Origin of the sequence: Streptomyces sp. NPDC018964 (genome assembly GCF_044390325.1) — a bacterium.
GTDB lineage: Bacteria > Actinomycetota > Actinomycetes > Streptomycetales > Streptomycetaceae > Streptomyces.
Window position 1 is genome coordinate 125,611 of sequence record NZ_JBIRYZ010000024.1, and the last position, 6,660, is coordinate 132,270.

A 6,660-nucleotide genomic window follows, 5' to 3' on the forward strand; every position below is an offset into this window, starting at 1 on the left:
TCTCGCTCTGGGGGTGGGGTTTTGGGAGCAACCCGGGGGCCAACCCAGGTTTGTGCCGCCGGGCCCGGGCGCCGCGCGTGCGCGCGCCCCGGGGGCCCCCCCCCCCGGGCGGGGCCCGACGCGTTTCCCGGACCGACCTCGTTTTTGAACATGTTCAACTCGAGGCGTACGCTGCTGCCATGAGCGACAGAGCCGCCCTGCTCAAGGGCATTCGCGCCTGGCTGGTCTTCTTCGTCGTCTGCCTGGTGCTCAGCGGCGCCACGGCGTTCCCGTTGGTGTCCGAACTGCGCTGGACCGAGGACGTGCTGCGCTCACTGGGCGCTCCGGAGCACCTTCCCGGCCTCATGGAGTGGATCGAGCGCGTACGGGACGGCCTCGACGCCACCGACGCCGAGTACCCCTTCCTCCTCTACGGCACCGACTGGCTCGCCTTCGCCCACCTCGTGATCGCCGTCGCCTTCTACGGCCCCTACCGCGACCCGGTCCGCAACATCTGGGTGATCGAGTTCGGCATGATCGCCTGTGCCGGCATCATCCCGCTCGCGCTGATCTGCGGACCGGTCCGCGGCATCCCCTTCTGGTGGAGCGTCATCGACATGGCGTTCGGGGTGTTCGGCGTGATCCCGCTGTACGTCGTACGCGAGAAGATCAAGCGGCTGGAGGCGCTCACGCCGAACCCGGCACCCGCCCTCGCTACCTGAGGGCGGCCGCCTGGATGCGCTCGGCGACCGGGTTCGCCGTCGTGTCCTTCGCGTCGGTGTCGGAGAGCGAGTACACGAGGGTGAAGCTCAGGTCCTCGGTCGCGGCGAGCATCGTGCTGTAGCCGGGGCGGGTCCCGCTCTTGCCCCAGTAGACCGTGCCCCCCAGCTTCAGGCGGGTCAGGCCCGCGCTGTAGGCGGCGCCATCGATGTCCGCCGGGACCGTGAACATCTCCCGCAACTGCGGTTCGGGCACGATCTGTCCGCGGAAGAGGGCCGTGACCAGCCGCTCCAGGTCGGCGGTGGTCGAGATCATGTCCCCGGCCGCCCAGCGGTCGGCCACGTTCCACTCGGTGACGTCGACCAGCCGGCTCGTCCCGTCCGACCGCTCGACTCGCTGGTAACCATGGTTGTGGGGTCCCCGGATACGCGGGTCGGTGCCGGGGAAGTACGTGTGCTGCATCCCGGCGGGACGCAGTACGAGCCGGGTCACCTCGGAGGCGTACGAGTGCCCGGTCACCTTCTCGATCAGCAGGCCGAGGATCGTGTAGTTGATGTTGAGGTACTGCTGCTCGTCACCGGCGTCGAACGCCGGGCCCTGCGCGACCGCCGACTTCACGACCCGCCACGGGGGCAGCGTGTCGTAGCGGTGCGCGTACTGCTCCTCGAAGGTGTCCCCCCAACTGACGCCCGGCTTGATGCCGCTGGTGTGGTTCAGCAGGTTCCGTACGGTGACGGGCTTCTCGAACTCGGGGCCCAGCAGGCCGGGGAGATAGCGCTCGATCGACGCGTCGAGGTCGACCTCGCCATCGGCCGCGAGCCGGAGGACGGCGGCGGCCGTCACCACCTTGGTCGTCGAGCCGGCCCTGAACCGCGCGTCCGGGTCGGCCGCCCGGCCGCTCGCCAGGTCCCGCACCCCCGAACTGCCTTGCCAGGAACCCTCGGTACCGCCCAGCCGGACGAGCGCGGCGGTCGCGTCTTTGTCGGGCAGCCCTTCGATCGCCTCGCACAGCGCCTGGTGGGACGGTGCGGTGGTGCACACGGGCGCCCGCGGGGCGGGGGAGGCGAACGCGGGCGCGGCGAGCGGGCCCGCGCCCAGGGCGAGGACGAGGGAGGCGGCGAGCAGGGTGGTACGGCGGCGGACGTGCATCGGCTGCTCCTCGGGGGAGTTCGGCGGAAGGACGTGATCATCCTCCGGCCGTGCGGGCCGCCTCGGGATCGTCGTCAGGGAGGGCGCCCGCCCTGGCGCACCCCCGACCAACTCCCCTGGATGGACAGGGGAGTTGCCAGGGGTCTCCCCTAGGGTGCCTGCCGCCCCGGCCGGTTCCCGGCCGCACGCAGCGCGCACAGCACGTCGACGCGGTTGGTGGTGATCGAGTCGACGCCCAGGGCCAGCAGACGGCGCATGGAGCGGCGGGTGTCCGGGGTCCAGACGGAGAGCAGGTAGCCGGCCCGGTGGACACGGTCCGCCAGGTCGCGGTCGACCAGGCTGAAGCGGTAGTTCAGCCAGCGCGGCCGGATCGCCTCCAGCAGACCGGCGCGGGCCGGCGCCAACGTCGTGCGCGTGAGCGCGATCTCGGCGGACGGGTCCGCCGCCCGCACGGCGAGCATGGCGGGGGCGCCCGCGCAGTAGTACACGCGGTCCCGCGCGTCCCGCTCGCGCACGGCGTCCACGATCCGGCGCACCGCGCGGACGCCGGGTTCGCCGGGCAGGTCGATCATCACCCGGCCGCCGTCCGTCGCCGCCAGCGCGTCGGAGAGTGTGGGCACCCCGTCGTCGGTGACCCCGCGCACCTCCTCCCACGACAGCGACGACAGCGGACGGTCGTGTCCCCAGAGCCGCTTCAGCGTGCCGTCGTGCAGCAGCACCGGGACGCCGTCCCGGGTGAGGCGTACGTCGACCTCCACCGCGTCCGCGCCCCGGTGGAGCGCGGACCGCAGCGAGGCGAGGGTGTTCTCGCGGACGCGGTAGGGGTCGCCGCGGTGGGCCACGGCGGTCACGTTCTGCATGGCGGGACCTTCGCGGGTGGTCAGGAGGCGAGCCAGGACGCGGTGTAGGCGTCGATCTCGGCGGCCAGCCGCGCCTTGCCGGCCGGGTCCATGAACGACGCCTCGACCGCGTTCTTCGCCAGGTCGGCCAGTCCCCGCTCGTCGAGCTCCAGCAGCCGCGCGGCGACCGCGTACTCGTTGTTCAGGTCGGTGCCGAACATCGGCGGGTCGTCGGAGTTGACCGTCACCAGGACACCGGCCCGCGTGAACTCCTTGACGGGGTGCTCGTCGAGGTCGGCCACCGCGCGGGTGGCGATGTTGGAGGTGGGGCACACCTCCAGCGGGATGCGCCGCTCCGCCAGGTGCTGGAGCAGTTTCGGGTCGCGGGCCGAGCTGGTGCCGTGCCCGATGCGCTCGGCACCCAGCTCGTTGAGCGCGTCCCACACGGTCTCCGGTCCCGTGGTCTCGCCGGCGTGCGGCACGGAGTGCAGTCCGGCGGCGATCGCGCGGTCGAAGTACGGCTTGAACTGCGGCCGGGGCACGCCGATCTCGGGCCCGCCGAGACCGAAGGAGACCAGGCCCTCCGGGCGCAGCCGGTCGTCGGTGGCGAGCCGCGTGGTCTCCTCGGCGGACTCGAGACCGGCCTCACCGGGGATGTCGAAGCACCAGCGCAGCACGGTCCCGAGCTCGGCCTCGGCCGCCTTGCGGGCGTCCTCGATCGCGTCCATGAAGGCACGCTCGTCGATGCCGCGCCGGGTGGAGGAGAACGGGGTGATGGTCAGCTCGGCGTACCGCACCTGCTGCCGGGCCAGTTCGCGCGCCACCTCGTAGGTCAGCAGCCGTACGTCCTCGGGGGTGCGGACGAGGTCGACGACGGACAGGTACACCTCGATGAAGTGCGCGAAGTCCGTGAAGGTGAAGTAGTCGGCCAGGGCCTCGGGGTCGGTGGGGACCTTGGAGTCGGGGTGGCGGGCGGCCAGCTCCGAGACGATGCGGGGGGAGGCGGACCCGACGTGGTGCACGTGCAGTTCGGCCTTGGGCAGCCCGGCGATGAAGGCGCGCAGATCGCGCGGGACGCGTGGCTCGACGAGACGGTCGGTCAAGGTTCCTCCCCGGAACGGCGCCCCCGGGCCGCACGGGCGGCGGGACGCGGATGATCGGCTGATCGGTGACTCGGGATCATCGTAGGCGGTCGCCGAAGGGGGCGCGGGGCGGCACGGGGCGGCGGAGCCGTAGCATGGCCGGACGATCGAGGGCCAGGGGGGAACTCCAGATGACGGACGCGACGCAGCCGAGCGGGGACACGGGCGCAGGCGACCCCTGGGCGGCCCCGGAGAACCGGATCTCACCGGAGAAGGACCGCACGCCGGGCGCAGGCCGGCCGCCGCAGGCACCGGGCACGCCGACCGTCGCCGACGGACTGTCCGCGCCGCAGCCGCCCTCCGTGCACGACCAGCCCACCGTCGTCGGGATGCCGGGCGCGGGCTTCGCCCCGCCCGCCGGGGGCATGCCCCCGGGCGGCACCACGCCGTTCGCCCCCCAGGGCTCCGCGCTGCCCCCGCCGCCCGTCGCGCCCACAGGCCCCGCCGCCCCCGGCGGCTACGGATACCCCGGCTACCCGCCGGGGTACGGCTGGCCCGGCATGCCGATGCAGCGGCAGAACGGCATGGGCGTCGCGGCCATGGTGCTCGGCATCCTGGCCTGCTGCCTCTTCTGCTTCTACGGCGTGGTCTCCGTCGTCCTCGGCATCCTCGCCGTCGTCTTCGGCGTCAAGGGCCGCAAGAAGGCCGAACAGGGCCTCGCCGACAACCACGGGCAGGCCCAGGCCGGCCTGATCACGGGCATCATCGGCCTGGTCCTCGGCATCGCCGTGATCGTCCTGATAGCCATCGGCGTCGTCGCCGCCATCAACAGCGAGGAGGACGACTGGGAGGACGAGGACTACTACGGCGCCCACGGCCCGGTCGCCACCGCCCCCGCCTTCCGCTGACCCCACCGGTCGTCACGGACCGACGGCCCGGGCCCCCGCACAGCGGGCCCGGGCCGTCGGCCTTCCCCGGATGGATCAGAGCGCGAGGCCCGTCAGGACCATCACGCGCTCGTAGGTGTAGTCGTCCATCGCGAACCGCACGCCCTCACGGCCCACACCGGACTGCTTGGCACCGCCGTACGGCATCTGGTCGGCGCGGTAGGACGGCACGTCGCCGATGACCACACCGCCGACCTCCAGCGCCCGGTGGGCCCGGAAGGCGGTCTGCAGGTCGTGCGTGAACACGCCCGCCTGGAGGCCGTACTTGGAGTCGTTGACGGCGGCGAAGGCCGCGGCCTCGCCGTCCACCTTCTGCACGGTCAGCACCGGCCCGAAGACCTCCTCACGGGAGATCGTCACGTCGGCCGGTACGTCGGTGAGCACGGTCGGCGCATAGGAGGCGCCGTCGCGCTTGCCACCGGTGAGGAGCTTCGCACCCGCGGCGGTGGCCTCGTCGACCCAGGCCTCCACGCGCTGTGCCGCGGCCTCGCTGACCAGCGGGCCGACGTCGGTGGCCTCGTCGTTCGGGTCACCGGTGACCTGCGCCTCGACGGCGGCGACGATGCGCGGCAGCAGCCGGTCGTACACGGAGGCGTCGGCGATCACGCGCTGCACGGAGATGCAGGACTGGCCGCCCTGGTAGTTGGAGAAGGTCGCGATGCGCTGCGCGGCCCGGTCCAGGTCCTCGTCGCTCGCGAAGTCGGCGAGGACGACGGCCGCGCCGTTGCCGCCCAGCTCCAGGGTGCAGTGCTTGCGCGGCACCGAGTCCATGATCGCGTAACCGACCGTCTCCGAGCCGGTGAAGGAGATCACCGGCAGCCGCTCGTCCTGGACCAGGGCGGGCATGCGGTCGTTGGGGACCGGGAGGATGCTCCAGGAACCGGCGGGCAGCTCGGTCTCGGCGAGCAGCTCACCGAGGACCAGGCCGGAGAGGGGCGTGGCGGGGGCCGGCTTGAGGATGATCGGCGCGCCCGCGGCGATCGCGGGGGCGATCTTGTGGGCGCACAGGTTCAGCGGGAAGTTGAACGGCGCGATGCCGAGGACGACGCCCTTGGGGAAGCGGCGGGTGAAGGCGAGCCGGCCCTGGCCGCCGGCGTCGGTGTCCAGGCGCTGGGCCTCGCCGCCGTTGAAACGGCGGGCCTCCTCGGCGGCGAAACGGAAGACGGAGACGGCGCGGCCGACCTCGCCGCGGGCCCACTTGACCGGCTTGCCGTTCTCGGCGGAGATCAGGCGGGCGATGTCCTCGGTGCGCTCGGCGAGGCGGCGGCTGACGTGGTCGAGGGCGGCGGCGCGGACGTGGGCGGGGGTGGCGGCGAAGTCCTCGCGGACGGCGTGGGCGGCGGAGACGGCCTCTTCGACCTGGGCGTCGGTGGGGACGCTCACCGTGCCGACGGTGCGGCCGTCCCAGGGGGAGGTGACGTCGAAGGCGGTCTCGCCGGTGGCCTGGCGGCCGGCGAGCCAGAAGGCGGTGGTGGAAGTCATGTGCGGGTTCCGGCCCTTCCGCGTTGGGGGGTGTGGGTGGGTTGCTGGGTCCACGGTAGGGCGGAGGGCGGGAGGCGGAGTTTGGCCGAGTCGTAGTGGTGGGGGTGTGGGGCTTCTACGGTTTGGCGGGGTGGGGGTGTGGGCTTTTAGGTTTTCGCCCCCGCCGCCCTTTCCCTCCCCCACTCTCGGCTTCGCTCGAGCGGGAGGTACCCCCATCGTCCCCGGGGCTGCGCCCCGAACCCCATGTCCTCAAACGCCGGACGGGCTGGAAGGGGCGGACGGTTTGGGGGAGGAGCCGGACGGGCTGGGGAGGAGCCGGACGGTTTGGGAGGGGCGCCGGACAGGCTGGGAGGAGAGGCCGGACGGACTAGATGAATGAGTCCGATGTTCTCAGTGGTCATAGGCGATCAGGGACCGTTTGATCTTGGCGCCGGTGGTCCAGTTGTGCCAGATGCCGGCGGC

General features: G+C 72.6%; 6 protein-coding genes. 2 read left to right on the forward strand and 4 right to left on the reverse strand.

Annotated elements, in window-relative coordinates; translation table 11 throughout:
- Window positions 1-179 precede the first annotated feature (179 nt).
- Window positions 180-701 (forward strand): hypothetical protein, encoded by a 522-nt coding sequence (locus ACH5AO_RS30295; protein WP_398930158.1) that lies wholly within the window; start codon window positions 180-182, stop codon window positions 699-701.
- Here the strand turns inward: ACH5AO_RS30295 and ACH5AO_RS30300 are convergent.
- The 3 genes from ACH5AO_RS30300 to ACH5AO_RS30310 form a co-directional block, all read right to left on the reverse strand.
- Window positions 694-1,848 (reverse strand): serine hydrolase domain-containing protein, encoded by a 1,155-nt coding sequence (locus tag ACH5AO_RS30300; RefSeq protein WP_398930160.1) that lies wholly within the window; start codon window positions 1,846-1,848, stop codon window positions 694-696. The two genes, ACH5AO_RS30295 and ACH5AO_RS30300, sit on opposite strands and share 8 nt — an antisense overlap.
- Before the next feature lie 149 nt (window positions 1,849-1,997).
- Window positions 1,998-2,708 carry a glycerophosphodiester phosphodiesterase gene (locus ACH5AO_RS30305; RefSeq protein WP_398930162.1) on the reverse strand — a complete coding sequence of 237 codons (711 nt, stop codon included), beginning with the start codon at window positions 2,706-2,708 and terminating at the stop codon, window positions 1,998-2,000.
- Window positions 2,709-2,728: 20 nt separating this feature from the next.
- The gene (locus tag ACH5AO_RS30310) at window positions 2,729-3,790 is read right to left on the reverse strand and encodes an adenosine deaminase (RefSeq protein ID WP_398930164.1); all 1,062 of its coding nucleotides are present in this window, start codon (window positions 3,788-3,790) and stop codon (window positions 2,729-2,731) included.
- Between the two features lie 170 nt (window positions 3,791-3,960).
- On the opposite strand from ACH5AO_RS30310, the gene ACH5AO_RS30315 reads away from it, so the two are divergent.
- Window positions 3,961-4,677, forward strand: coding sequence for a DUF4190 domain-containing protein (locus ACH5AO_RS30315; protein WP_398930166.1), 717 nt, complete (start codon window positions 3,961-3,963; stop codon window positions 4,675-4,677).
- A 75-nt stretch (window positions 4,678-4,752) separates the two neighbouring features.
- Here the strand turns inward: ACH5AO_RS30315 and ACH5AO_RS30320 are convergent, their stop codons facing one another.
- Complete coding sequence (locus tag ACH5AO_RS30320; RefSeq protein ID WP_398930168.1) at window positions 4,753-6,198, reverse strand: aldehyde dehydrogenase family protein; 1,446 nt, start codon at window positions 6,196-6,198, stop codon at window positions 4,753-4,755.
- Window positions 6,199-6,660 lie beyond the last annotated feature (462 nt).